This is a genomic window from Pseudomonas sp. FG6, from assembly GCF_057809015.1.
On the sequence record NZ_JBMDJD010000038.1, the window covers coordinates 13,045 to 36,756 of the forward strand.

Here is a 23,712-nt window from a genome sequence, read left to right on the forward strand (position 1 = left end):
TGACCCGGCTTTTGCCGGGTCTTTTTTTGTCCGCAGAACGTCATTTCCCCATCTGCTCACGCATCTGCGCGCAATAATCCTGCGCCGCAGTGGCGGGCGTGTACCACACGTAGTCCGCCATGGCCGGCGTCACCTCACTGCCTTCCTCGGCCAACATCAGGACGACCGGTTCCTCACGGGCATTCAGGTCCAGGGCGTGCAGCGCTACGCCGAGGTCCTTGCGTCCGTGCCATGCGCCCGCGAACAACCACGCCGGGGTCGGAGCGGCCAGCAGGCGTTCGGCCATGCGCCGGTCGCGCTGTTGCTGTACAGCCAGCATTGCCGGCATCTGCGATTCCGGCAGCAGCCCGCAGTGGGATGCTCGAATCTGCCCCATCAACTCATCGCGCACCGACGGCGCATTGACGTGAGCACCGCTCAAATCCGGCGTCTGTCGATAGAAGCGCTGGACCTCGACGGTGTCCAGATTGGCCGCCAGCAACGGATAGGGTTGTACCAGGGCGAATTCGACGATGGGCCCATACAAGCGCCAGTCCCAGCCCGGCGACCACTCCAGCGCAGCAGGCAAATCCTTCGGCATTGTTGTTGAGCGGCGCAGCGCATCCACCCGTGGCTGTTGCGAGGGGGTCAACATCTCCAGCACCAAGCTGCCCTGGACACGTTGCTCAGCCACAGACTGGAGCAGCCATAGCTGCAGCGCGTGATGATCTCGATTATCGTGCTGCTCACCCACCACCACCCGCGGCGCCCGAGCCAGGCGTTCGACCAGCTCCCGGGGCGTCACGGCCTCGCCGTTGTGCAAGTCACGGATTCGCCCGCTAACCGGAGGCGGTGCGACGCTCTGGCAGGCGGCCAGTGCACTCAGTACCAGAATCAGGATCAGGCGCATGTTCATTCTCTCAAGACGCCCTCGACGGGCGCGCTCCATTGATGCTCATGGCAGAATCCACGGTCGATGAGCCCCATCAAGGGGAACACTCCACAGAATAGAGCCCCCATGAAGTTTCTTTGCGCCACCGCCCAATTGCCTGACAACCACAGCCGTGGCTTCGACATCGATGGACACAAGTTACTGGCCGTGCGCCGCGCAGGCCAGGTCTATACCTACCTGAATCGATGCCCGCACCGTGGCGTGCCACTGGAATGGCAGCCCGACCAGTTTCTGGACGCCAGCGCCAGCCTGATCCAGTGCGCCACCCATGGCGCACTGTTCTTGATCGAAAGTGGCGAATGCGTGGCCGGCCCCTGCGCGGGTCAGTTCTTGACCGCGCTAGACAGCCGGGAGGATGAGCAAGGTGTCTGGGTTGCGCTGTAGCGGTTCGAGCAGCACCGGCAACGGACGGTCGACCAGGATCTGCCCAGGTGTCAGCGTGACCCCGTAGGCCAGCACTTCCACCCCCGCCGCCACCGCATCGCGCAAGGCAGCCGCGTAGAGCGGGTCGATTTCCTCGGCCGGGCGCACGGCATCGATGCCGCTCAGGTTCACACAATACAATTGCACCGCCCGCACCCCCTCTCGGGCCAGGCAGGCGAGTTCCCTCAGGTGTTTCGCGCCGCGCTGGGTCACGGCGTCGGGAAATGCCGCCACGGCCGTGCCCTCGAACCCCAGCGTGACGCTCTTGACTTCGACCCAGGCCGTGCCGCGTGCATGTTCCTGTGGATAATCCAGCCGAAAATCGATTCGGCTGTTTTCCTGCCCGTACGCCACTTCACGCTTTAGCCCGGTAAAACCGTTCAACTCACTGATGACGCCGGCGCGCAGGGCCTCCTCGATCAAGGCGTTGGCCCGTGCCGTATTGATGCACGCCAGCCGGCCCTGAGGGGTTTCGCCGATTTCCCACGTCCCGGGCAGCTTGCGCTTGGGGTCGCTGGAGCGGCTGAACCAGACGCGCGCGCCCTCGGCCATGCAATTGAGCATCGACCCGGTATTCGGACAATGGATCGTCAGCAACTCGCCGTGAACGGTCTCGATATCGGCGAGAAAACGCTTGTAACGTCGGATCAACCGACCTTCTTCCAAAGCGGGATCGAAATGCATCAGCCTTGCCAGCTCCGCAGCCCACGCTCGATCCGCTCAACCGCTTCCTGTAGCCGCGGGAGGCTCTGGGTATAGGCGAAACGCACATGGTGACCGGCCTGGTGACGACCAAAATCCAGGCCCGGCGTGAACGCCACGTGTTCGGTTTCCAGGAAGTGCTGACAGAACCCATAGGCATCACCGCCGAACGCACTGATATCGGCATAAAGGTAAAACGCGCCCTGGGGTTCTACCGCAATACCGAAACCCAGCGCCCGCAAGGCCGGCAGCAGGTAATCGCGACGCAGCGCGAACTCGGCGCGACGCTGCTCGAAAATTTCGATGGTGGCCGGCTCGAAACAGGCCAGGGCCGCATGCTGGGCCATGCTCGGCGCACTGATATAGAGATTTTGCGCGAGCTTTTCCAACTCGCCCACGGCAGCCGACGGCGCCACCAGCCAGCCCAGCCGCCAACCGGTCATGCCGAAATATTTGGAAAAACTATTGAGGACAAAAGCGTCGTCGTCCACATCCAGCACGCTGGCGGCGTCGGTGCCATAAGTCAGGCCGTGATAGATCTCGTCCACCACCAAATGGCCGTGGCGGCTCTTGATGGCCTTGGACAACCCGGCCAGTTCCTCGCGGGACAGAATCGTCCCGGTCGGATTGGCCGGCGACGCCACCAGCGCACCGACGCTGTCCTGGTCCCAGTAACGGTTCACCAGGTCGGGGGTCAGTTGGTAACGCACCTCCGGCCCCACCGGCACCAACTGCGCCGCGCCTTCCACCAGCCGCAGGAAATGACGGTTGCACGGATAGCCAGGGTCGGCCAGCAGCCAATGCTTGCCCGGGTCCACCAGCAAGGCGCTGGCCAGCAGCAACGCACCAGAGCCGCCCGGGGTGATCAGGATGCGCCGGGGATCGATGTCCACCCCATGGCGCTGCGCATAGAAACCGGCAATGGCTTCGCGCAGTTCGGGAATGCCACGAGCCGCCGTGTAACGGGTCTTGCCCGCCGCCAACGCCGCCTGGCCGGCGCGGATGATCGGTTCGGCGGTGGTGAAGTCCGGCTCGCCGATCTCCAGGTGAATCACATCATGCCCGGCGGCCTGCAATTCGTTGGCGCGGGCCAGCAGCGCCATGACATGGAACGGTTCGATGGCGCGGCTGCGTGCACTATAGGGCTGGGCCATTAGCCTTCCTTCACATGAAAAAGAACCGATTCTACCCAACTCTCTGGCCAAGTCAGAAACCGGGTGTGGGAACGAGCAAGACGCTGAAGTTGTCTGACCCCTTGGATCGTGGGAAATGACTCCGGCGATTGACCCAGGCTTGGCTAGAATCAAGCATTGAGCAGGGTGATATCCCCCGTGCCCCAAACCCGACCACGCCTTGCAGGCCCCAGCCACCGCAGGCTCGACAACCGGGAGTAGCGCGGCCCGATTCGATCTGGTAAGTTCGCCCGCTTGCAGCCGCAGGGCCGGCAGGTGTCGGTATGGAGCATTCCTGCGTAGTGGATTACAAGAGTAGAGGCGGTCCATTCATGCCCACCCAAGCACAGCAACATCCAAACCAGTCGCTCAGCGGGTTCGAGCCTTATGTCCCGGCAGCGGGCGAAGAGTACATGGGCGCCCCCATGCGCGCGCACTTCACCAAGATCCTGAACAAGTGGAAACAGGACTTGATGCAGGAAGTCGACCGTACCGTGGACCACATGAAGGACGAAGCGGCCAACTTCCCCGACCCGGCCGACCGTGCCAGCCAGGAAGAAGAATTCAGCCTCGAACTGCGTGCACGTGACCGTGAGCGCAAGCTCATCAAGAAAATCGACAAGACCCTGCAACTGATCGAAGACGAAGAGTACGGTTGGTGCGAGTCCTGCGGCATCGAGATCGGCATTCGCCGCCTGGAAGCCCGTCCAACCGCCGACCTGTGCATCGACTGCAAGACCCTGGCGGAAATCAAGGAAAAACAGGTCGGTAAATAATTGCCGGCGCTGTAACCGAAAAACGGAGCGTTCATACGCTCCGTTTTTTGTTTCCAAAAACTTTATCCAAACTCAGTACCCCCCTGTGGGAGCGAGCCTGCTCGCGATAGCGGCGGATCAGTCGGCATAGATGTGACTGGTCCACCGCTATCGCGAGCAGGCTCGCTCCCACAGGGGGATATGCTTGCTCATCAAGCGCTGTATTCCTACCAACTGGACCCAGTAACATCCGCCCTATGACTGCCTCCCCCTACATCGGCCGCTTCGCCCCGACCCCCAGCGGCCACCTGCATTTTGGTTCGCTGGTCGCCGCGCTGGCGTCGTACCTCGATGCCCGGGCCGTGGGTGGACGCTGGTTGTTGCGCATGGAAGACCTCGACCCGCCCCGGGAAGAGCCCGGCGCACAAGCGGCGATCCTCAAGGCGCTGGAAAGCTACGGGTTCGAATGGGACGGCGAGATGGTCCGCCAGAGCGAGCGTCACGAAGCCTACGATCAAGTCATCGATCGTTTATTCAGCCAAGGCCTGGCCTACGCCTGCACCTGTTCGCGCAAACAATTGGAGCCGTACCAGGGCATTTATCCGGGGCTTTGCCGCAACGCCGGGCATGGCGCCGACGACGCGGCCATTCGCCTGCGCGTCCCCGAACTTGAATACCACTTCATCGACCGGGTGCAAGGTGAGTTCCGCCAGCACCTGGGTCGTGAGGTCGGCGATTTCGTGATCCGCCGCCGCGACGGGTTCTACGCCTATCAACTGGCGGTGGTGCTGGACGACGCCTGGCAGGGGGTGACCGATATCGTTCGCGGCGCCGATCTGCTCGACTCCACGCCGCGCCAGCTCTACCTGCAAGAACTGCTCGGGTTGTCGCAACCGCGTTACCTGCACGTGCCGTTGATCACCCAGCCGGATGGCCACAAGCTCGGCAAATCCTACCGCTCCCCGCCCCTGGCGGCCCATCAGGCCACGCCGCTGCTGTTGCGGGCATTGCGTGCGCTGGGCCAGCAACCGGGGATCGAACTGGTCGATGCCAGCCCCCGGGAACTGCTGGCCTGGGGCATTCGCCACTGGGATGCAGGCAAGATCCCGCGCACACTGACGCTACCCGAAGCGCAAATCCGTTGACGGCGCTTGCAGCTTGGCGCCCATCCGTTACCATCGCCGCACGTTTTCGGGCACGCATTTAGAAGAGAGAGGCCGGGATGTACATCTATCGCTTGGTCCTGCTCCTGGTAGTGGGGATCTATCTGTTCTCCCCGGCCATCATGGATTGGTGGATCGACGCCACGGGTGCCTGGTATCGGCCGTATCTGCTGTGGCTGATCCTGATTGTCGTGACCTTTATCCTGCAGAGCCAAAAAGATGCCGATGAGCTTTAGCCTGACCCAGATGATCCTGATCAGCGCGGCCTATCTGGCGGTGCTGTTCAGCGTGGCCTGGATCAGCGAACGAGGCATGATCCCCCGGGCGATCATCCGCCACCCGCTGACCTACACCTTGTCCCTGGGCGTTTACGCCAGCGCATGGGCATTCTATGGCACGGTCGGTCTGGCCTATCAGTACGGCTATGGCTTCCTGTCCAGCTACCTGGGCGTATCCGGCGCCTTCCTGTTGGCGCCGGTGCTGCTTTACCCGATCCTAAAGATCACCCGTACCTATCAACTGTCGTCGCTGGCCGACTTGTTCGCCTTTCGTTTCCGCAGCACCTGGGCCGGTGCGCTGACCACGATCTTCATGCTGGTGGGTGTGTTGCCGCTGCTGGCGTTACAGATCCAGGCCGTGGCCGATTCCATCAGCATCCTGACCCATGAACCGGTGCAGCATCGGGTGGCGTTGAGCTTCTGCGGCCTGATCATCCTGTTCACGATTTTCTTCGGCTCCCGGCACATCGCCACCCGGGAAAAACACGAAGGCCTGGTGTTCGCCATCGCGTTCGAATCGGTGATCAAACTGATCGCCATCGGTGGCGTCGGCCTCTACGCGTTGTACGGCGTGTTCGGTGGCCCGCAACAGCTCGAACTGTGGCTACTGCAGAACCAGACCGCCCTCGCCGCCCTGCACACGCCCCTGCAAGAAGGGCCGTGGCGCACGCTGTTGCTGGTGTTCTTCGCCTCGGCGATCGTGATGCCGCACATGTACCACATGACCTTCACCGAAAACCTCAACCCGCGTTCGCTGGTCAGCGCGAGCTGGGGCCTGCCGCTGTTCCTGCTGCTGATGAGCCTGGCGGTGCCGCTGATCCTATGGGCCGGATTGAAGCTGGGGGCCAGCACCAACCCGGAATACTTCACCCTCGGCATCGGCATCGCGGCCCACAGCGAAGCCCTGGCCCTGATGGCTTACGTCGGCGGCCTGTCGGCGGCCAGCGGCCTGATCATCGTCACCACCCTGGCCTTGTCGGGCATGGCCCTGAACCATCTGGTGCTGCCGCTCTACCAACCACCGGCCGAAGGCAACATCTACCGCTGGCTGAAATGGACCCGCCGCGCGCTGATCGTGGCGATCATCATGGCCGGCTACGGCTTCTACCTGATGCTGGGCGAGGGGCAAGACCTGGCCAACCTGGGCATCGTCGCGTTCGTCGCCACGTTGCAATTTTTGCCCGGCGTACTGTCGGTGCTGTACTGGCCGACTGCCAACCGTCGCGGCTTCATCGCCGGGCTGCTGGCGGGCATCCTGGTGTGGCTGGTGGCCATGCTGCTGCCGCTGCTGGGCAACTTGCAGGGCTTCTACATTCCGCTGCTGAACATGATCTATGTGCTCGACGACACCAGTTGGCACATGGCAGCCATCGCCTCGCTGGCGGCGAACGTGCTGATGTTTACCCTGATCTCGCTGTTCACCAACGCCAGCAGCGAAGAGGCCAGCGCTGCCGAAGCCTGTGCGGTGGACAACGTTCGCCGCCCACAGCGCCGGGAATTGCATGCCGCTTCGCCACAGGAATTTGCCACGCAACTGGCCAAGCCCCTGGGCGCCAAGGCTGCGCAAAAAGAAGTCGAACAGGCCCTGCGCGACCTCTACCTGCCCTTCGACGAGCGCCGGCCCTACGCGTTGCGCCGCCTGCGCGACCGGATCGAAGCCAACCTGTCCGGCCTGATGGGCCCCAGCGTGGCCCAGGACATGGTCGAAACCTTCCTGCCCTACAAGGCCGGCGGCGAAAACTACGTCACCGAAGACATCCACTTCATCGAAAGCCGCCTCGAGGACTATCACTCGCGCCTCACCGGCCTGGCCGCCGAACTGGACGCCCTGCGCCGTTATCACCGCCAGACCCTGCAGGAATTGCCGATGGGCGTATGTTCCCTGGCCAAGGACCAGGAAATCCTCATGTGGAACAAGGCGATGGAAGAGCTGACCGGCATCGCCGCGCAACGCGTGGTCGGTTCACGCCTGAGCACCTTGGGCGAGCCGTGGAAAGGCCTGCTGCAAGGGTTCATCGACCTTCCCGACGAGCATTTGCACAAGCAGCACCTGGCACTCGACGGCCAGACCCGCTGGTTGAACCTGCACAAGGCGGCCATCGACGAACCGCTGGCGCCGGGTAACAGCGGCCTGGTGCTGCTGGTGGAAGACTTGACCGAAACCCAGATGCTCGAAGACAAACTGGTTCACTCCGAACGCTTGGCGAGCATCGGTCGGCTGGCCGCCGGGGTGGCCCACGAGATCGGCAACCCGATCACCGGTATCGCCTGCCTGGCCCAGAACCTGCGCGAAGAACGCGAAGACGATGGCGAACTGACGGAAATCAGTAGCCAGATCCTCGAACAGACCAAGCGCGTGTCGCGCATCGTCCAGTCACTGATGAGCTTCGCCCATGCCGGCAGCCACCAACATAACGACGAACCGGTCTGCCTGGCCGAAGTGGCCCAGGACGCCATTGGCCTGCTGGCGCTTAACCGGCGCAACTTCGAAGTGCAGTTCTTCAACCTGTGCGATCCGGATCACTGGGTCGATGGCGACCCGCAACGGCTTGCCCAGGTACTGATCAACCTGCTGTCCAACGCGCGCGACGCCTCGCCGGCCGGCAGCGCGGTACGCGTCAGGAGCGAAGCCAGCGAACACACGATCGACTTGATCGTCGAAGACGAAGGCAGCGGCATTCCCCAGAGCATCATGGACCGATTGTTCGAACCCTTCTTTACCACCAAGGATCCTGGCGAAGGCACCGGTCTGGGCCTCGCACTGGTCTATTCCATCGTTGAAGAGCATTATGGACAAATCACCATCGACAGCCCGGCTGATGTTCAAAGCCAGCGCGGCACCCGTATCCGGGTCACCTTGCCGCGTCATGTCGAAGCGACGTCCGCTGTGAACTGAGACCGTCGAGAGAATTGAATCAATGCCGCACATTCTGATCGTCGAAGACGAAACCATTATCCGCTCCGCCTTGCGCCGCCTGCTGGAACGCAACCAGTACCAGGTCAGCGAAGCCGGTTCCGTGCAGGAAGCACAAGAACGTTTCAGCATCCCGACATTTGACCTGATCGTCAGCGACCTGCGCCTGCCCGGTGCCCCGGGCACCGAGCTGATCAAGCTCGGCCAGGGCACGCCGGTACTGATCATGACCAGTTACGCCAGCCTGCGCTCGGCAGTCGACTCCATGAAGATGGGCGCGGTGGACTACATCGCCAAGCCGTTCGACCATGACGAGATGCTCCAGGCCGTGGCCCGCATCCTGCGCGACCGACAAGCGGCGACCAGCAACCCATCGGAACCCGCCGGCAAGACGTCCAGCTCGGCAAAAGCCGGTGCGAGCGCCAACAACAACGGCGAAATCGGCATCATCGGCTCCTGCCCACCCATGCAGGACTTGTACGGCAAGATTCGCAAAGTGGCGCCGACCGACTCCAACGTGCTGATCCAGGGTGAATCCGGGACCGGCAAGGAACTGGTGGCTCGCGCACTGCATAACCTGTCACGTCGGGCCAAGGCGCCGATGATCTCGGTGAACTGCGCGGCTATTCCCGAAAGCCTGATCGAGTCTGAGCTGTTCGGTCATGAAAAAGGCGCATTCACGGGCGCCAGCGCCGGACGCGCAGGGCTGGTCGAAGCGGCGGACGGCGGCACCTTGTTCCTCGATGAAATCGGCGAGCTCCCGCTCGAAGCCCAGGCCCGTTTGCTGCGGGTGCTGCAAGAAGGCGAAATACGCCGGGTTGGCTCGGTGCAATCGCAGAAAGTCGATGTCCGCCTGATCGCGGCCACCCACCGGGACCTCAAGAGCCTGGCGAAGATCGGCCAGTTCCGTGAAGACCTGTATTACCGCCTGCACGTAATTGCCTTGAAACTGCCGGCCCTGCGCGAACGTGGCGCGGACGTCAACGAAATCGCCCATGCCTTCCTGGCCCGCCAGAGCGCGCGGATCAACCGCACCGACCTGAAGTTTGCGCCGGACGCCGAACAGGCCATTCGTCATTATTCCTGGCCCGGTAACGTCCGTGAGCTGGAAAATGCGGTCGAGCGCGCGGTCATCCTGAGTGAGAGCCCGGAGATTTCCGCGGACCTGCTGGGCATCGACATCGAACTGAGCGACCTGGACGACGAAGAGTTCATCGGCCTGGCCCCTCAACAGGGCGGCGCAGCCAACAACACCAGTCACGAGCCGACCGAAGATCTGTCGTTGGAAGACTACTTCCAGCATTTCGTCCTGGAGCACCAGGACCACATGACCGAGACCGAACTTGCCCGCAAGCTGGGCGTGAGCCGCAAGTGCCTGTGGGAGCGCCGCCAACGCCTGGGCATTCCACGACGCAAGACCGGCGTGGCCAGCGAAAGCTGATGGTAGAGCCCTCCGCAGAGGGAACGCTTGAGTACACACGTATGTGAAAAAACTGTTACCTCAGCTTTTTCACGTAACAGAAGCCGGGGTTTACGGTAACGAAACCCCGGCTTTTTTTTGCCCCTGAAAAACCGGAATAACCTTAGAACCCCCGGTTTCGCTGGGCCTCGCAAAAGTTGGCACGCACCCTGCTATAGCTTTGGTACAAGAACAATAACAAGCAATGCACAAGACAATAAAAATAAGACGAATCGACTCACGCACAATAAAAACAAGACGGCGAGAGGCGTAGCTAACTGATTCTTTTGGAGAGGCGTTGTATTTGGGGCTTGCCCCACAACCAGGCCGAGAACAATAAAAAGCTGTCTCAAGACAGGTGCCTGAACTGGTTGGATCGATTGATCACCGCAACACAGCGACCAAAGCAATCCGTTTGCTCTTGGCTCCCGATTGGGAGGGTCACGAAGGGAAAACCTCGTGACGCGGGCACTCAACAAAAACAAGAAGCCCGAAAACCATAATAAGAACAGAGCGCGTAACTAATTCTGGGGGAGCTTCGGCTCCCCTTGTGGTTTCTGTCATTCGCCCTTTTCCCTGAAGCCTACAGCGCTTACCGCTTGAAGCTTGCAGCTCAAAACGCCTGTGTCCTACACCATCCCCTGACTAAATGCTAGAATCCCGGCCCATCATGCGGTCATCCTTCGTTTTGGCCGAACATTCCTTCAAACAGTGCATCCCATGCTGAAGAAGCTGTTCCAGTCATTCCGTTCTCCCTTGCGTCGTACGCAACACATTCGCAGCACGCCTGAAGTGCTCAACAGCGGCCAGCATTCGTTGCAAAAGGCCCAGTTCAGCCGTTATGCGGTGAACATCGTCGAACGCCTGCAGAACGCCGGCTACCAGGCTTACCTGGTTGGTGGCTGCGTGCGCGACATGCTGCTCAACATCACTCCCAAGGATTTCGACGTGGCCACCAGTGCCACGCCGGAACAGATACGCGCCGAATTCCGCAACGCCCGGATCATTGGCCGGCGTTTCAAGCTGGTCCACATCCACTTCGGTCGCGAGATCATCGAAGTGGCGACCTTCCGCGCCAATCACCCGCAAAACGAAGAGGACGAGGACAGCAACCAGTCTTCGCGCAACGAGAGCGGGCGCATCCTGCGCGACAACGTCTACGGCACGCTGGAAGAAGACGCGCAACGCCGCGATTTCACCATCAACGCCCTGTATTACGACCCGGTCAGCGAGCGCATCCTCGACTACGCCAACGGCGTACACGACATTCGCAATCGCCTGATCCGCCTGATCGGCGATCCCCGCCAGCGCTACCAGGAAGACCCGGTGCGGATGCTGCGGGCCGTGCGCTTCGCCGCCAAACTGGATTTCGGCATCGAAAAACACAGTGCCGCGCCGATTCGCGAGCTGGCTCCGATGCTGCGCGAGATCCCATCGGCCCGCCTGTTCGAGGAAGTGCTCAAGCTGTTCCTGTCGGGCAACGCGGCAGACACCTTCGAAATGCTGGTGGACCTGCAGCTGTTCGATCCGCTGTTCCCGGCCAGTACCGAGGCCCTGGAGCACAATCCGACCTACACCCACACGTTGATCAGCGAAGCGCTGATCAACACCGACTTGCGCATCCAGCAGAACAAACCGGTGACGCCGGCCTTCTTGTTCGCCGCCCTGCTCTGGCCTGCCCTGCCCGCCCGCGTGCTGCGCCTGCAAGACCGTGGCATGCCGCCGATCCCGGCGATGCAGGAGGCCGCCCACGAGTTGATTGCCGAACAGTGCCAGCGCATTGCGATTCCAAAACGCTTCACAATGCCGATCCGCGAGATCTGGGACATGCAGGAGCGCCTGCCACGGCGCAGCGGCAAACGCGCCGACCTGCTGCTGGACAACCCGCGCTTCCGTGCCGGCTACGACTTCCTGTTACTGCGCGAAAGTGCTGGCGAGCAGACCGACGGCTTGGGGGAATGGTGGACCGATTACCAGGACGCCAACGACAGTGAGCGTCGCGAGATGATCCGCGAGCTCAGTGGCAAGGACGACGGTACCGGCCCACGCAAGCGCCGTCGCAGCGGTGGCGCCAAGCGCAAGCGTTCGGGCGTGTCGAGCGCTTCGGACGAATAATCGATGGAACGCATCTACATCGGCATGGGCAGCAACCTGGCCGAGCCCGCCGAACAACTGCGCAGCGCCCTCCAGGCGCTGGCACAACTGCCCGACACACAGTTGGCCGGTGTGTCGGCGTTCTATCAAAGCGATTCCCTGCTGCCCGGCCAGCCGCGCTACACCAATGCAGTCGCGGCGCTGGACAGTCGCCTGGCACCGCTGCAATTGCTCGATGCGTTGCAGGCCATCGAAACCGGCCAGGGTCGCGAACGCCTGGAACGCTGGGGGCCACGCACCCTGGACCTGGACATCCTGCTGTTTGGCGATCGCCTGATCGACGAACCCCGTCTCAAGGTGCCCCACTACCACATGCAAGCCCGGGCCTTTGTGCTCTATCCCCTGGCCGAACTCGCCCCCGCCGACCTGCGCCTGGCCGATGGACGCTTGCTCAAGGACCTGCTTGCGGCGTGCCCGTTCGCTGGCCTGGAGCGCCTGCCCTACAACTGACAAAGCCCATCCCCTGTGGGAGCGAGCCTGCTCGCGATAAGGGTGTGTCAGCCAACCACTATATTGACTGGACCACCGCTATCGCGAGCAGGCTCGCTCCCACAGAGTCCAGCGCCAGGTAACGCCCCCCAGCTGAACCGCATCAGTAACCCCGGTAACACCCATCGGTAACACATCCAATTGACTTCCCCGGTGCTCCTCACGACTATAGGCGTCCCGTTGCCGCCAACGCGGCGCCGAAGGGCGCAATCCAGGCCTTACAAGCACCACGCATAGAGGGTGCGCCTGTATAAGTAACGAATCATGCGCGTTACTCGCAGTTGTCGAGCGCCTAATGAGGACTTTTTCATGCCAGCTATTACCCTGACCACGCTGCAAGGTCTCAAGCAACAAGGTGAAAAGATCACCATGCTGACCTGCTATGACGCAACCTTCGCCCACGCCTGCAACGAGGCCGGTGTCGAAGTGCTGCTGGTGGGCGATTCCCTCGGCATGGTGCTGCAAGGTCACGACAGCACGCTGCCGGTGACCACCGCCGAGATGGCCTACCACGTCGCCGCCGTCAAACGCGGTAACACCGATGCACTGATCCTCGCCGACCTGCCATTCATGGCCTACGCCACCCTCGAACAAACCATGACCAACAGCGCGATGCTGATGCAGGCCGGCGCCCACATGGTGAAGGTCGAAGGCGCGTTGTGGCTGGCCGATTCGATCCGGCTGCTGGCCGAGCGTGGCATACCGGTGTGCGCGCACCTGGGCCTCACGCCCCAGGCGGTGAATATCCTCGGTGGCTACAAGGTGCAGGGCCGCAATGAAAACCAGGCGCGGCAGATGCGCGCCGATGCGATTGCGCTGGAGCAGGCGGGCGCCGCAATGCTGCTGCTTGAATGCGTGCCCAGCGAATTGGCTGAAGAAATCACCCAGGCGGTGAAAATCCCGGTGATCGGGATCGGTGCCGGCAATGCCACCGACGGCCAGGTGCTGGTGCTGCACGACATGCTCGGTTTGTCGATCACAGGCCGCATGCCCAAGTTCGTGAAGAACTTCATGACCGGACACACCACCATCCAGGCCGCCTTGAGCGCTTACGTTGCCGAAGTCAAGGCAACGACCTTTCCTGGCGTCGAACACGGATTTTCCGCATGAACACCGTCAAGACCGTACGCGAACTGCGAGCCGCCGTGGCCCGTGCCCGGGGCGAAGGCAAACGCATCGCCTTCGTACCGACCATGGGCAACCTGCACAGCGGCCACATGGCATTGGTGACCAAAGCGGCACAGCGGGCCGACTTCGTGGTGACGAGCATCTTCGTCAACCCGCTGCAATTCGGCGCCGGCGAAGACCTGGACAAATACCCCCGCACCTTGGCGGCGGACCAGGAAAAGCTGCTCCAGGCCGGTTGCCACCTGTTGTTCGCCCCCACTGTCGAAGAGATGTACCCCGACGGCATGACCGGGCAGACCCGGGTCAGCGTCCCGCAACTGTCCGAAGGCTTGTGCGGCGCCAGTCGTCCAGGGCACTTCGAGGGCGTGGCGACAGTGGTCAGCAAGCTGTTCAACATGGTCCAGCCCGACCTGGCGGTATTCGGCCAGAAAGACTTCCAGCAACTGGCGGTCATTCGCGCACTGGTCCATGACCTGAACATGCCGATCCAGATCATCGGCGAACCCACCGTCCGCGCCGATGACGGCCTGGCGCTGTCCTCGCGCAACGGCTTCCTCAGCCCTGAACAGCGCGCCGTCGCGCCGGTTGTCTACCGCGGCTTGAGCCAGATCGCCGAGGCGATCCGCCAGGGCCAACGGGATTTCCCGGCCCTGATCGCCGAGCAGATCAAGCAACTCGAGACCGCCGGCCTGCGTCCCGACTACCTGGAAATCCGCCACGCCAGGACCTTGCGGCCCGCCACGCCGAAAGATCGCGACCTGGTGATCCTGGTGGCGGCGTTCCTCGGCACCACGCGCCTGATCGACAACCTGCACCTGGACCTCGACGCGTCCGTCTGAACGCTGCAAAGTCCCTGTGGAGATGTGCCTGTGGGAGCAAAGCTTGCTCGCGATAGCGGTCTGATAGTCAACATAGGTGTCGACTGTGACCGCATCGTCGCGAGCAAGCTTTGCTCCCACAGGCATTTGCTCCAACAAGGCCTGCTCCAACAGGGCTCGCTTGCACTGTGGTCAAGTGTGCCCATAACACCTCGTCGCACCTCCATCTGTCGGAGCGTTCCCACTCCCTGTATAAAAAAGTACCGGGAAGCGGTCTGACAAAGCCAAGACAGATCGCAGCGCGAGGTTTACTGTAGGCGCCCTGCGTCCACCGATCGTGTCGATGCAGTGTCCGGACGCCCACCTCGAGCTGCGCCGGAATTTTTAGTGTACAAAAGGTCGTTCAAGTAAAAAGGAAACCCGCAGCGATGGCGTATTACCGAACCCCTCATGACGTGACCGCTCTGCCTGCCTGGCAAGCGCTGAATGACCACCGCAAAGCCATGCAGGATTTCAGCATGCGCGAAGCGTTCAATGCCGATCCGCAGCGTTTCACTCAATTCACCCTGTCGAGCTGTGGCCTGTTTCTCGACTACTCGAAAAACCTGATCAACGCCCAGACCCGCGACCTGCTGGTGGGCCTGGCCAACGAAGTCGACCTCAAGGGCGCGATCAAGTCGCTGTTCGAAGGCGAAATCGTCAACGCCACGGAAAACCGTCCTGCCCTGCACACCGCCCTGCGTCGGCCGGTGGGCGACAAATTGCTGGTGAACGGCGTCAACGTGATGCCGGACGTGCACAAGGTGCTGAACCAGATCACCGACCTGGTGGGCCGCATCCACGACGGCCTGTGGCGTGGCTACACCGAGAAACCGATCACCGACGTGGTGAACATCGGTATCGGTGGCTCCTTCCTCGGCCCGGAACTGGTCTCCGAAGCGCTGTTGTCCTACGCGCAAAAAGGTGTTCGCTGCCACTACCTGGCGAACATCGACGGCAGCGAATTCCATGAATTGACCATGAAGCTGCGCGCCGAGACCACGCTGTTCATCGTCTCGTCGAAATCCTTCAACACCCTTGAAACCCTGAAGAATGCCCAGGCTGCCCGTGCCTGGTACCTGGCCCAGGGCGGCTCCGAAGCGGAGCTGTATCGTCACTTCATCGCCGTGTCGAGCAACAACGCCGCCGCCGTGGCGTTCGGCATCCGCGAAGAAAACATCTTCCCGATGTGGGACTGGGTCGGCGGGCGCTACTCGCTGTGGTCGGCCATCGGCCTGCCGATAGCCCTGGCCATCGGCATGTCCAACTTCAAGGAACTGCTGTCCGGTGCCTACACCATGGACCAGCACTTCCAGACCGCGCCGTTCGAACAGAACATGCCGGTGCTGCTGGCCCTGCTGGGCGTGTGGTACGGCAACTTCTGGGGTGCGCAAAGCCACGCGATCCTGCCGTACGACCACTACCTGCGCAACATCACCAAGCACCTGCAGCAGTTGGACATGGAATCCAACGGCAAGAGCGTGCGCCAGGACGGCACGCCAGTGTCCACCGACACGGGTCCGGTGATCTGGGGCGGTGTCGGCTGCAACGGCCAGCACGCCTACCATCAGTTGCTGCACCAAGGCACCCAGTTGATCCCGGCCGACTTCATCGTGCCGATCGTCAGCTTCAACCCGGTTTCCGACCATCACCAGTGGCTGTACGCCAACTGCCTGTCCCAGAGCCAGGCACTGATGCTGGGCAAGACCCGCGCCGAGGCCGAAGCCGAGCTGCGTGACAAGGGCGTGAGTGAAGAAGACGTGCAGAAACTGGCGCCCCACAAGGTGATCCCGGGCAACCGTCCGAGCAACACCCTGGTGGTCGAGCGCATCAGCCCGCGTCGTCTTGGCGCGCTGGTGGCGTTGTACGAACACAAGGTCTTCGTGCAAAGCGTGGTCTGGGGCATCAACGCCTTCGACCAATGGGGCGTGGAACTGGGCAAGGAATTGGGCAAAGGCGTCTACAACCGCCTGGTGGGCAGTGAAGAAAGCCCGGCCGAAGATGCCTCGACCCAGGGCCTGATCAACTACTTCCGCGGGCGTCACCGCGGCTGATCCACAGGTTTACATCTCCCAGTGGAATGAACCTTGTGGGAGCGGGCCCTGTGGGAGCAAGCTTTGCTCCCACAGGGCCCGCTCCCACAGTTGCTTTGTGCATGACTTGAACCCTCTGGCGACTGGGCGCATCTTTATGACTTGTTGCAAAAACAAGAATAAGGAACCGTCATGTTCGATATCAGCCAGTTCCCCCAAGCCGATGCCGTACGCCGGGCTGCGCAACTGAGTCAGGACAAGTACCAGCGGCTCTACAAAGAATCCATCGAACACCCCAGCACCTTCTGGGCCGGACAAGCCACCCGCTTTCTCGACTGGATGGCGCCCTGGCAGACCGTCCAGCGCTATGACCTCAAGGTCGGCGAAGCCACCTGGTTCGCTGGCGGCAAGCTGAACGTCAGCGCCAATTGCATCGACCGTCACCTGGAAACCCGCGGCGACCAGACAGCCATCATCTGGGAAGGCGACAACCCCGCCGAATCGGCGCAGATCACCTACAAGAAACTGCACAACCATGTGTGTCGCCTGGCCAACGTCCTTAAAAGTCGCGGCGTGAAGAAAGGCGATCGGGTGTGCATCTACATGCCCATGATTCCGGAAGCGGCCTACGCCATGCTCGCTTGCACCCGCATCGGCGCGGTGCATTCGGTGGTGTTCGGCGGCTTTTCGCCGGACTCTCTGCGCGACCGGATCCTCGACGCCGACTGCCGCACCGTAATCACCGCCGACGAAGGCGTGCGCGGGGGGCGCTTCATCCCGCTCAAGCGTAACGTCGACCAGGCGCTGGAAAGTTGCCCGAATGTCAGCACCGTGCTGGTGGTCGAGCGCAGCCAAGGCGAGGTGGATTGGGTCGAAGGTCGCGACCTGTGGTACCACCAGGCCATGCACGAGATCAGCGACGACTGCCCGCCCGAGCCGATGGACGCAGAAGACCCACTGTTCATCCTCTACACCTCCGGCAGTACCGGCAAACCCAAAGGCGTACTGCACACCACCGGCGGCTACCTGCTGCAAGCGGCGATGACCTTCAAGTACGTGCTCGATTACCGCGACAACGAAGTGTTCTGGTGCACCGCCGACGTCGGCTGGGTCACCGGCCACAGCTACATCGTCTACGGCCCCCTGGCCAACGGCGCCACCACGCTGATCTTCGAAGGCGTGCCCAGCCACCCCAGCAGCTCGCGCTTCTGGCAGGTGATCGACAAACACCAGGTCAACATCTTCTACACCGCGCCGACCGCCCTGCGTGCGTTGATGCGTGAAGGCCCCGGCCCGTTGCAGCAAACCTCGCGCAAAAGCCTGCGCCTGCTCGGCAGTGTCGGCGAGCCGATCAATCCGGAGGCATGGGAATGGTATTTCAACGCCGTGGGCGAGCAGCGCTGTCCGATTGTGGACACCTGGTGGCAGACCGAGACCGGCGGCATCATGCTCAGCCCGTTGGTGAGTGCGCCGCGCCTCAAGCCCGGCTCTGCCACCCGCCCGATGTTCGGCGTGCAACCGGTGCTGCTCGATGAAGCCGGCAAGGAAATCAGTGGCCCCGGCAGCGGTGTGCTGGCGATCAAATCCAGCTGGCCGGGGCAGATCCGCAGCGTCTATGGCGACCATCAGCGCATGATCGACACCTACTTCAAGCCATACCCCGGCTACTATTTCACCGGTGACGGCGCTCGCCGCGACGAAGACGGCGACTACTGGATCACCGGACGCATCGACGACGTGATCAACGTCTCCGGGCACCGTATCGGCACCGCCGAAGTGGAAAGTGCCCTGGTGCTGCACGACAGCATTGCCGAGGCAGCGGTCGTCGGTTACCCCCACGACCTCAAGGGCCAGGGCATTTATGCATTCGTCACGCCCATGAACGGGGTCGAGACCAATGACCAGTTGAAGAAAGAATTGCTGGCCCACGTCAGCAAGGAAATCGGCGCCTTCGCCAAGCCGGAATTGATCCAGTGGGCGCCGGCGCTGCCCAAGACCCGTTCGGGCAAGATCATGCGGCGCATCCTGCGCAAGATCGCCTGCAACGAACTCGACAACCTCGGCGACACCTCGACCCTGGCCGATCCGAGCGTGGTGAAGGGACTGATCGACAAACGCCTGAATCGCTGAGGCCATACGATGCAATTTCCTTGAATACCGGTTTCCCTGTGGCGAGGGGATTTATCCCCTCGCCACAGATGCCCCTCAACATAAATCCTTCACTGCAGCTAAGTGTCCAATCCATAACTGCTAAACTCCCGCGCCTCATTTCTTTAAGGCGCGCCCGGCATGTCTTCCTTGAATCAGGCGCTGTGCGCCGCCCTCGACCAGCGTCAGGAACTGCTCGGCCAATTGCACCAGCAAGGCACCGACTGCTATCGCCTGTTCCATGGCAGCCAGGAAGGCGCACCCGGCCTGACCATCGACCGCTACGGCCCGCAATTGCTGGTGCAGAGTTTCCACCAGTCGCTGGAACGCGACGCCCTGCTGCACCTGCATGGCATCGTCAACGAGCGGCTCGGTCTCGACAGCCTGCTGGTCTACAACGACCGTTCCCAGGGCAATTCGCGGATCGATCGCCAGGACACCGTCTATCAGGCTGAAGAGGCCGCCCTGGCGGATCTGGTTGGCCATGAGTGGGGTCTGAACTACCGCGTTCGCGGACGCCATGCCGGACAGGATCCGCTGCTGTTTCTCGACCTGCGCAACGCCCGGGGCTGGGTCAAGGAACATAGCCGTGACAAAAGCGTGCTGAACCTGTTCGCCTACACCTGTGGCGTCGGCCTGAGCGCCGCGGCCGGCGGTGCGCGCGAGGTGTGCAACCTGGACTTCGCCGAGGGCAACCTGGCGGTAGGTCGGGAGAATGGCCTGCTCAACCCCGATTTGCCGACCATGCAGTTCATACAATCGGATTACTTCCCGGCGATCCGCCAGTTGGCCGGCCTGCCCGTCAGTCAACGGCGCGGGCAAAAACTGCCCAGCTACGTTCACCTGGAACAGCGCCAGTACGACCTGGTCCTGCTCGATCCACCGGCCTGGGCCAAAAGTGCGTTCGGCACCGTCGACCTGTTGCGCGACTACCAGAGCCTGTTGAAACCTGCATTGCTCGCCACCGCCGACGATGGCGTGCTGATCTGCTGCAACAACCTGGCAAAAGTACCGATGGACGACTGGCGCGAACAAGTACTGCGTTGCGCAGAAAAGGCGGGCCGGCCAGTGCGCGAATGGCGCACGCTGAGCCCCGCCAGCGATTTTCCTTCGCAGGATGGGCAACCACCGCTGAAAACCCTGATCCTGCAACTCTGAGGCCTCGGACGAGTTCCTACGCGAAAAACGGATAAATCTCTTAGATCACAGAGGCTTCGGAACCGTAAACGCATGCCATACTCCAAGGCACTCCGATTCACATCAGATGAAACCGCACATGTCCAAAGGATTGATTCGCACTTTCGGCGCCCTGTTGACCGCACTGGCACTCTACAGCCTGTTGGGTTTTCTGATACTGCCGGGCATTGCCTTGCGGATCGCCAACCAACAGTTGGCCGAACACGCCACGGTACCGGCGCAGATCCAGCGCATCGAACTCAATCCATTCAGCCTTGAACTCACCCTGTGGGGCCTGACCATCGGCGAACCCGGCAAGGAGCAGGTCGGTTTCGATCGACTGTATGCCAACCTGCAGATCGACAGCCTGTGGTCGGGGGCGCTGCACCTGGCCGACATCGAACTGGACAAGCCCAAGACCGAGGTCGCATTCGCCAAGGACGGCCAGTTGAACCTGCTGGGCCTGTTCAAGCTGCCGGCCAGCGAGCCAACACCCGCCAACCCCGAGGCCAAGCCGTTCCCGCTGCGAGTCGATCGGATCAAACTCGCCAGCGGTTATGTCCATTTCCAGGACCTGCGCCCCAGCGAGCCCATCGAATTTCTTTACGACACCCTCGATTTCGAACTGAAAAACCTCAGTACCCTGCCCGATGACAGCGCCGACATGACCTTGGTCGCCGTCGGTCCCGAAGGTGGGCAAATCGACTGGAGCGGCAACTTCAGCCTCTCGCCGATTGCCTCCGAAGGCAAACTCAAGGTCACCGATGGGCAGATGAAGGCCTGGTGGCCCTACGTGCGCGATGCCGTGCCACTGGTGCTGGAGAACGGCGTTCTCAACCTGAGCACCGACTACAAGCTCAACCTGGGCAAGGGCACCGAACTGCTGCTCAACAACGCGGCGGTCAGCGTCGCCCCCTTCTCGATCAAGGCCCCCGATGGCCGCCCGTTGGTGAAGCTCGAACGCCTGGATGTCAGTGAAACCACGGTAGACCTGGCCAAGCAGCAAGTGGTGGTGGGCAAGGTCCGCAGCCAGAAACTGGAAACCTGGGCCGCGCGCGAGGCAGACGGGCAGCTCGACTGGCAGAAGCTCTTCGCCAGCCAACCGGCCAAGCCATCAACCAAGGTCGAACCGGCCTCCGCGCCGGCGGCGGCCGACTCGCCCAAGCCGGCCCCCGTCGCCAGCAAGCCGTGGCAGGTGTTGCTCAAAGACGTGCAACTGCGCAATTACCAGGTGCACCTGACCGACCGCCAGGCCCAACCGGCCGTTGCACTTGAAGTCGGCCCGCTGAACCTCGACCTGCAGGACTACGACACCCTCAACGGCTCGCCTTTTACCCTCAAGCTGGACACCGGGCTCGGCAAGCAAGGCAAGATCCTCGCCGACGGCCAAGTCAACTTGAACCCGATCACCGCCAAGCTCAACGTCAAGACCCAGGACATCGACCTGCGCGTCGCCCAGGCCTACATCAGCCCGTTCATTCGCCTGGAGCTGCGCTCCGGAATGCTCGGCAGCAACCTGGCCGTCAACCTCAAGAGCGTCGAGCCGCTGGCCTTTGCCATCACGGGCCGCGCCCAGGTCGACCAGTTGCACACCCTCGACACCCTCAAGACCCGCGACTTCCTCAAGTGGCAGAGCCTGGTGGTCGAAGGCCTCGACTACGAACACGGCGACAGCCTGTCGATCGACAAGGTCAACCTGTTCCAGCCTTACGCGCGCTTCATGATCAACGAAGATCGCACCACCAACATCGATGACCTGCTGATCCCGCAACCGGCCGACAGCGGCGCGAAGAAACCTGCGGCCAAACCGGCGTCCCAGCAGAAACCGCTGGGTATTCACATCGGCGGTATCGCCATCAATGACGGCTCGGCGAACTTCGCCGACTTCAGCCTGACCCCCAACTTCGCCACCGCCATCCAGCAGCTCAACGGCCAGATCGGCACCATCGACAGCCGCCAGGCAAAACCGGCCAGCGTGGACGTCAAGGGCAAGGTCGACCGCTACGCGCCGGTCACCATCAAGGGCGCGGTCAACCCCTTCGACCCGATAGCCAGCCTCGACATCGCCACCAGCTTCAAGCGGGTCGAACTGACCACCCTGACCCCCTATTCCGGAAAGTTCGCCGGCTACCGTATCCGCAAGGGCCGACTCAACCTGGACCTGCACTACCGCATCACCCAGGGCCAGCTCCAGGCCGAGAACAAAGTGGTGGTCGAACAGTTGCAACTGGGGGAAAAAGTCGACAGCCCGGACGCCGTGAGCCTGCCGTTGAAGCTGGCCGTTGCCCTGCTGAAGGACTCCGAAGGCCGGATATCCATCGAACTGCCGGTTTCCGGCAACCTCAATGACCCGCAATTCAGTGTGATGCCCATCATCTGGCAGACCCTGCGCAACCTGCTGGTCCGGGCAGCCCAGGCGCCATTCAAACTCATCGGTGGGCTGGTCAGCGGCGGTTCCGAAGACCTGGGCAGTGTTGCGTTCGCGCCCGGCTCCAGCGACCTGAGCAAGGAAAACGAAGGTGTGCTGCTCAAGCTGTCCGAGGCCCTCGCCAAACGTCCGGAGCTGCGCCTGGAGATCGAAGGTACCGTCGCCGAAAGCAGCGATGGGCCGCTGCTCGCCGCCCAGCGCCTGGAGCGCGAGTACCAGTACACCTATTACAAGATGCTCCAGCGCCGGGGCGACAAAGTACCGGCCCAGGCCTCGTTGCTGCAGGTGCCAGAGGATGAAAAGGCGCCGCTGCTCGAAGGCATCTACCGCACCCGTCTCAAGGGCCAGCCGCCGGCCGAATGGGCGCAACTGGAGAAGAAGGCCCGCACCGACAAATTGCGCGAGAGCCTGATCCAGTTCTGGAGCAACAGCGATGTGCTGTTGCGTCAACTGGGACAGGAACGGGCCAGCAGCATCAAGGACTTCCTGGTGGACAAGGGCCATCTGGCCGACGACCGCGTTTACTTCATCGACGCCAACATCGGCCAGGCCGAAAGCGACGGCAGCGTGATCACCCCTATGCACCTGGATGCCGAATAAGGTGCCGCGCCTGTCTTGCCTCAGCCTGGGTTTGCTGCTCGCCGCTGGCTCGGCCTCAGCCGCCGACACGCTGCGCTGCGGCAGCCAGTTGATCAGCGTCGGTGACCGCGCAAGCGAAGTGCTGCAAAAATGCGGGCAACCCATGGCGCGTGACGACCTGGGCTATAAGCGCAGTGTCAATCGCCGCGAAGAATACCCGGTGGAGGAATGGACCTACGGCCCCAACAGCGGTATGTACCAGTACCTGCGCTTCGAGGGCAATCGGCTGGTGCAGATCACCAGCAAGCGCGGGCGCTGACCGTACCACCACACCCTCGGCGGTCAGGTGACTTTCCCGACGCCTTCCCTTGAATAGAACAGGCCCCCGACACAACTGCCGGAGGCCTGTAATGGCCACGTCCCTGTGGCCTTTCGCATGAACTGCAAAGCAGCGGCAAGCGTATGACTCAGCCCGCTTGCCGCGCCCTCTCCCGGTCCAGGCGAGAAGTCTTGGCCTTATTGGGCCTTCAGGCCATCAGCCGATACGGCTTGTACGCCTTTGATTTTCTTCGCGATGGCCACAGCCGTTTCCTTTTGCGCCTTGGTCACGGCCACATCGGAAGACAGGGACACAACGCCCTTGTTGGTTTCAACCTTGATGTCGGTGCCTGGGATGCCTTTTTCGGTGACCAGGTCAGCTTTGACCTTGGTGGTGATCCAGGTGTCTTGGGTCCCTTCCTTGGCTTTGGTCATTTCGCCGGCCGCCAGTGTCATTGGCGCCTGAGTGGCTTGAGGGGTCTCGGCGAAAGCGCTAGCCATGGACAGGGTCAGTGCGGTCGCAGCGGCGGCAGTGATAGCGAACTTCTTCATACGAGTAACTCCTGTTTTCCTCAGAAACTGCCGGACGTGCTTCCCGGCAGGGG

The 23,712-nt window shown here is 62.1% G+C and carries 19 protein-coding genes; 15 read left to right on the plus strand and 4 right to left on the minus strand.

The annotated features are described in order from the left end of the window. Positions 1–40 precede the first annotated feature (40 nt). The gene (locus tag ACODSJ_RS20925; protein WP_489103574.1) at positions 41–889 is read right to left on the minus strand and encodes a ChaN family lipoprotein; all 849 of its coding nucleotides are present in this window, start codon (positions 887–889) and stop codon (positions 41–43) included. Positions 890–997: 108 nt separating this feature from the next. On the opposite strand from ACODSJ_RS20925, the gene ACODSJ_RS20930 reads away from it, so the two are divergent. Beyond that, positions 998–1,315, plus strand: a complete 318-nt coding sequence (locus tag ACODSJ_RS20930; RefSeq protein ID WP_489103549.1) for a Rieske (2Fe-2S) protein — start codon at positions 998–1,000, stop codon at positions 1,313–1,315. Here ACODSJ_RS20930 and sfsA read toward each other — a convergent pair. Continuing rightward, positions 1,271–2,038, minus strand: coding sequence for a DNA/RNA nuclease SfsA (gene sfsA / locus ACODSJ_RS20935; RefSeq protein ID WP_489103550.1), 768 nt, complete (start codon positions 2,036–2,038; stop codon positions 1,271–1,273). The two genes, ACODSJ_RS20930 and sfsA, sit on opposite strands and share 45 nt — an antisense overlap. Then, positions 2,038–3,210, minus strand: coding sequence for a pyridoxal phosphate-dependent aminotransferase (locus ACODSJ_RS20940; protein ID WP_489103551.1), 1,173 nt, complete (start codon positions 3,208–3,210; stop codon positions 2,038–2,040). The genes sfsA and ACODSJ_RS20940 overlap by 1 nt, the downstream gene beginning before the upstream one ends. 350 nt (positions 3,211–3,560) lie before the next feature. Between ACODSJ_RS20940 and dksA the strand changes: the two genes are divergently transcribed. From dksA to ACODSJ_RS21010, 14 genes are all read left to right on the plus strand, one after another. Next, positions 3,561–4,004, plus strand: a complete 444-nt coding sequence (gene dksA, locus ACODSJ_RS20945; protein ID WP_489103552.1) for an RNA polymerase-binding protein DksA — start codon at positions 3,561–3,563, stop codon at positions 4,002–4,004. A 236-nt stretch (positions 4,005–4,240) separates the two neighbouring features. Further along, positions 4,241–5,128: a tRNA glutamyl-Q(34) synthetase GluQRS gene (gluQRS, locus tag ACODSJ_RS20950; protein ID WP_489103553.1), complete on the plus strand. Its 888-nt coding sequence runs from the start codon at positions 4,241–4,243 to the stop codon at positions 5,126–5,128. Positions 5,129–5,205: 77 nt separating this feature from the next. Continuing rightward, positions 5,206–5,382: a hypothetical protein gene (locus ACODSJ_RS20955; RefSeq protein ID WP_003176118.1), complete on the plus strand. Its 177-nt coding sequence runs from the start codon at positions 5,206–5,208 to the stop codon at positions 5,380–5,382. Then, complete coding sequence (locus tag ACODSJ_RS20960; RefSeq protein WP_489103554.1) at positions 5,366–8,320, plus strand: sensor histidine kinase; 2,955 nt, start codon at positions 5,366–5,368, stop codon at positions 8,318–8,320. The genes ACODSJ_RS20955 and ACODSJ_RS20960 overlap by 17 nt, the downstream gene beginning before the upstream one ends. A 22-nt stretch (positions 8,321–8,342) precedes the next feature. After that, positions 8,343–9,779: a sigma-54-dependent transcriptional regulator gene (locus ACODSJ_RS20965; RefSeq protein ID WP_489103555.1), complete on the plus strand. Its 1,437-nt coding sequence runs from the start codon at positions 8,343–8,345 to the stop codon at positions 9,777–9,779. A 738-nt stretch (positions 9,780–10,517) separates the two neighbouring features. Next, complete coding sequence (locus tag ACODSJ_RS20970) at positions 10,518–11,912, plus strand: polynucleotide adenylyltransferase PcnB (protein WP_489103556.1); 1,395 nt, start codon at positions 10,518–10,520, stop codon at positions 11,910–11,912. Between the two features lie 3 nt (positions 11,913–11,915). Further along, on the plus strand, positions 11,916–12,401 hold the full coding sequence (folK, locus tag ACODSJ_RS20975; RefSeq protein WP_489103557.1) for a 2-amino-4-hydroxy-6-hydroxymethyldihydropteridine diphosphokinase: 486 nt from the start codon (positions 11,916–11,918) through the stop codon (positions 12,399–12,401). A 348-nt stretch (positions 12,402–12,749) separates the two neighbouring features. Further along, a complete protein-coding gene (gene panB, locus ACODSJ_RS20980; RefSeq protein ID WP_489103558.1) occupies positions 12,750–13,550 on the plus strand; it encodes a 3-methyl-2-oxobutanoate hydroxymethyltransferase in 801 nt (266 codons plus the stop codon). After that, positions 13,547–14,407, plus strand: a complete 861-nt coding sequence (gene panC / locus ACODSJ_RS20985) for a pantoate--beta-alanine ligase (protein ID WP_489103559.1) — start codon at positions 13,547–13,549, stop codon at positions 14,405–14,407. The genes panB and panC overlap by 4 nt, the downstream gene beginning before the upstream one ends. A gap of 407 nt (positions 14,408–14,814) precedes the next feature. Next, entirely contained in the window at positions 14,815–16,479 is a 1,665-nt protein-coding gene (pgi, locus tag ACODSJ_RS20990; RefSeq protein ID WP_489103560.1) for a glucose-6-phosphate isomerase, read from the plus strand. A gap of 171 nt (positions 16,480–16,650) precedes the next feature. Further along, positions 16,651–18,588 carry an acetate--CoA ligase gene (gene acs / locus ACODSJ_RS20995; RefSeq protein ID WP_489103561.1) on the plus strand — a complete coding sequence of 646 codons (1,938 nt, stop codon included), beginning with the start codon at positions 16,651–16,653 and terminating at the stop codon, positions 18,586–18,588. 159 nt (positions 18,589–18,747) lie between these two features. Further along, positions 18,748–19,764: a class I SAM-dependent rRNA methyltransferase gene (locus ACODSJ_RS21000; RefSeq protein WP_489103562.1), complete on the plus strand. Its 1,017-nt coding sequence runs from the start codon at positions 18,748–18,750 to the stop codon at positions 19,762–19,764. 118 nt (positions 19,765–19,882) lie between these two features. Next, positions 19,883–22,810 carry a DUF748 domain-containing protein gene (locus ACODSJ_RS21005; protein WP_489103563.1) on the plus strand — a complete coding sequence of 976 codons (2,928 nt, stop codon included), beginning with the start codon at positions 19,883–19,885 and terminating at the stop codon, positions 22,808–22,810. A 1-nt stretch (position 22,811) separates the two neighbouring features. Next, positions 22,812–23,108 (plus strand): DUF2845 domain-containing protein, encoded by a 297-nt coding sequence (locus ACODSJ_RS21010; protein WP_489103564.1) that lies wholly within the window; start codon positions 22,812–22,814, stop codon positions 23,106–23,108. Between the two features lie 197 nt (positions 23,109–23,305). Here ACODSJ_RS21010 and ACODSJ_RS21015 read toward each other — a convergent pair whose 3' ends face one another. Next, the gene (locus ACODSJ_RS21015; RefSeq protein ID WP_489103565.1) at positions 23,306–23,659 is read right to left on the minus strand and encodes a BON domain-containing protein; all 354 of its coding nucleotides are present in this window, start codon (positions 23,657–23,659) and stop codon (positions 23,306–23,308) included. Between the last annotated feature and the right edge of the window lie 53 nt (positions 23,660–23,712).